This window comes from Shewanella sp. (assembly GCF_051658185.1).
In the GTDB taxonomy this organism is placed as follows: domain Bacteria; phylum Pseudomonadota; class Gammaproteobacteria; order Enterobacterales; family Shewanellaceae; genus Shewanella.
Map to the genome: position 1 here is coordinate 1 of NZ_JBOFMC010000110.1, position 3724 is coordinate 3724.

General features: G+C 50.0%; 4 protein-coding genes. 3 read left to right on the forward strand and 1 reads right to left on the reverse strand.

The features are described from left to right. Positions 1–527 (reverse strand): NAD(P)-binding domain-containing protein (locus ACRCZA_RS04550; RefSeq protein WP_438673285.1); only part of this gene is annotated, 527 nt, incomplete at its 3' end. Positions 528–928: 401 nt separating this feature from the next. Here ACRCZA_RS04550 and ACRCZA_RS04555 point away from each other — a divergent pair. From ACRCZA_RS04555 to ACRCZA_RS04565, 3 genes are all read left to right on the forward strand, one after another. Then, on the forward strand, positions 929–1336 hold the full coding sequence (locus ACRCZA_RS04555; protein ID WP_438673286.1) for a MerR family transcriptional regulator: 408 nt from the start codon (positions 929–931) through the stop codon (positions 1334–1336). Positions 1337–1491: 155 nt separating this feature from the next. Next, complete coding sequence (locus ACRCZA_RS04560) at positions 1492–2661, forward strand: isovaleryl-CoA dehydrogenase (protein WP_438673287.1); 1170 nt, start codon at positions 1492–1494, stop codon at positions 2659–2661. Positions 2662–2763: 102 nt separating this feature from the next. Continuing rightward, the coding region (locus tag ACRCZA_RS04565) for a carboxyl transferase domain-containing protein (protein ID WP_438673288.1) at positions 2764–3724 on the forward strand (961 nt) is incomplete at its 3' end.

Here is a 3724-nt window from a genome sequence, read left to right on the forward strand (position 1 = left end):
TTAGCATCCACCTTTGCAGCAATTGCGTGCCAAATTGGCGCGACATGTTGCCACGCTTTAGGATCACCACTTGGCATGAGAGACGGGCCAAAACGGGCGCCCACTTCCCCACCCGACACCGCGGAGCTAAAAAAGATAAACTGATGTTGATAACGCGCTTCTCGCGCTATGGTATCGGTCCACAGACTGTTACCAGTATCGATCACTATATCGTCAGTCTCGATACCTGCTGCAATCAAGGCACTACACACCCCATCAACGGCGGCGCCTGCTGGCACGGAGACCACCAAGATCCGCGGTTTTTGCAGAGTGTCTAGCATGTGGCGCAGATCGGCGCAGCCCAAAATCCGACTCGCTTGTCCTGCCCGTTCCTGCTGCTCTTGGGTGACAAGCCCCTGCACTTTCACAGGGTCAAGATCGAATGCACTGACACGATAGTGATGATCTGCAATGTTGAGCGCCAGATTTTTACCCATGACGCCAAGGCCAATCACACCGATATCATTAAGGTTGTTGTGGTTTTGCATTATTATTCGTTCCACAGGTCACAGAGGTTATTAATCTCAAATATTGAGACGTAATTATAACGATCTTTGTCACTTAATAACAAAACAAAGACTTATCAACTGATTTTGGGCTCCACACGCCCCCATCCTTGTCGTTAAATCGCCAATCGCCCCAATGCACCAGCAAGCCAATATTTCTCATCCTCCTGCGCTGACCGCTCGGCGATTAGGTTGAGTTACCTTTCTCATTATCACCCATCGCCAAGCCCAAGGTTTGATGGACTAAGCGATCACATTTCAAGGCTGGCACGCAGGCTTGACAGTGTTGTAAGCGCCTGACTAATACAATCTTTACCGACAACCTTTACCTTAACGTAAACTTCATATATCTTGCTTAAAAATGCTTAACCTAAGGTGCCCACATGAGCGCAACTCCCACTAGCCAAACGACCTATTCGATAAGTGATCTCTCTAAAGAGTTTGATATCACCACTCGCAGTATTCGTTTTTATGAAGACCAAGGTCTACTCAAACCTAAACGTCGCGGCCAAACTCGCATTTATAGCCTGAAGGATCGAGTTCGTCTTAAATTGATTTTACGGGGCAAACGATTAGGTTTTTCTCTTGCCGAAACCCGTCGGCTATTTGAGCTATACGATGCCGATAAAAGCAGCACGACGCAGCTCAATACCATGCTCGCCCTCGTCGAGGAAAAGAAAACCGCACTACAGCAGCAAATGGATGATATCAAAGTGGTCTTGATGGAGCTGACGTCAGCGGAGCAGCAGTGCCGCATCGCCTTAGAAGAAAGCAAAGCCGCCAAAGCGTAAGCCTGTGCACCTAGGCGTTAAGGGGCCGCGCCGAAAAGCGCATCCCCTTATCCTCCGCTAGGGTAAAGCCACTCGTTAACAAACTGATTAACAAAAAAGACTCAAGTACCTCATTATAAAAATAATAAATACTCTATTTAGATAGGACACACACAATGAACTCACTCTACACCAGTCTTAATTTTGGCCTAGGCGAAGATGTCGATATGCTGCGCGATGCGGTGCAAGATTTCGCTAAACACGAAATCGCCCCCATCGCCGCCAAAGTCGACCACGACAACGCCTTCCCTAACGAACTTTGGCCGGTACTCGGCAATATGGGGCTGCTTGGCATCACTGTGCCTGAGGAATACGGCGGCGCCAATATGGGCTACCTCGCCCATGTTGTCGCCATGGAAGAAATTTCCCGCGCTTCAGCCTCTATCGGGTTAAGTTATGGCGCCCACTCTAACCTGTGTGTGAACCAAATTAACCGTAACGGTAATGCTGCACAAAAAGCCAAATATTTACCCAAACTGGTGAGCGGTGAGCATATCGGCGCACTGGCCATGAGTGAGCCTAATGCGGGTTCTGATGTGGTTTCGATGAAGCTACACGCCCGTAAAGAAGGCGACCGTTATATCCTCAATGGCAACAAAATGTGGATCACCAACGGTCCCGATGCCAATACCTATGTAATTTATGCCAAAACCGACTTAACTAAGGGCGCTCACGGCATCACTGCCTTTATCGTTGAGCGCGGTTTTAAAGGTTTCAGCCAAGCGCAAAAACTCGACAAATTAGGCATGCGCGGTTCAAACACCTGTGAACTGGTGTTTGAAGAGGTAGAAGTGCCAGAGGAAAACATTCTTGGCGGCCTAAACAATGGCGTCAAAGTGCTGATGAGTGGCTTAGATTACGAGCGCGTCGTGCTCTCAGGCGGCCCGCTTGGGATCATGAATGCCTGTATGGACATCGTCGTGCCTTATATCCACGAGCGGGAGCAATTTGGTAAATCCATCGGTGAATTCCAATTAGTACAAGGCAAATTAGCCGATATGTACACCGGTATGAACGCCGCTAAAGCCTATGTGTATAGCGTGGCGAAATCCTGCGATCGCGGTGAAACCACCCGCAAAGACGCCGCGGGTGCCATTCTCTACAGCGCGGAACTGGCCACCAAAATGGCTCTGGATGCCATTCAATTGCTCGGCGGTAACGGTTACGTCAATGAATATGCGACAGGCCGCTTACTGCGCGATGCCAAACTTTATGAGATTGGGGCCGGCACCTCAGAAATTCGCCGTATGCTGATTGGCCGCGAGCTATTTAACGAATCGAAATAAGCAGCCTAGGGCGAATGGCGCATGATGAGCTTTAGCCCTTCATGCCCCCTCGCCTCACCGAGCCAACTGATACTGAGTTACCGCTTTATAAGGACAATCAACGTGACGCAATTAAGCAGTCGTATCAACGCCCGTAGCGATGAATTTAAAGCCAAATCCGACGATATGGCCGCCCTGGTGGCCGATCTTAAAACCAAACTCGCCAAAATCGAACTCGGTGGCGGCCCTGTGGCGCTGGAACGTCATTTATCCCGCGGTAAACTCCTGCCCCGTCAACGGGTTGAGAAACTGCTCGACGCAGGTTCGCCCTTTTTAGAATTGTCGCAATTTGCGGCATTTGAAGTCTATGACGAAGAAGTGCCCGCCGCAGGGATTATCGCCGGTATCGGCCGGGTGAGCGGCGTCGAGTGCATGATTATCGCCAATGATGCCACGGTCAAAGGCGGCACTTACTATCCTATTACGGTCAAAAAACACTTGAGGGCGCAAGAGATTGCCAGCCGCTGCCATTTGCCCTGTATCTATTTAGTCGACTCAGGTGGTGCTAACTTGCCCCGTCAGGATGAAGTCTTTCCAGACCGCGATCATTTCGGCCGGATTTTCTACAACCAAGCACAAATGTCGGCCAAGGGCATTCCGCAAATTGCAGTGGTGATGGGCCTATGTACCGCAGGCGGCGCCTATGTGCCTGCGATGGCCGATGAATCTATTATTGTAAAAGATCAAGGCACTATCTTCTTAGCGGGTCCGCCCTTAGTCAAAGCCGCAACCGGTGAAGAAGTCAGCGCTGAAGAACTTGGCGGCGCCGATGTACACACTAAAATTTCGGGCGTGGCCGATCACTTAGCTCAAAACGATGAGCATGCCTTAGAGCTTGCCCGCCGCGCTGTGCTTCGTCTAAATCATCAAAAACACATCAGCAGCCTACTGAGCTCTGTTAAGCTACCCAAGTTTGATATCAACGAACTCTACGGCATTGTCGGCACCGACTTGAAAAAGCCTTTCGATGTCAAAGAAGTGATCGCCCGCATCGTCGATGATTCGGATTTCGATGAGTTTAAAG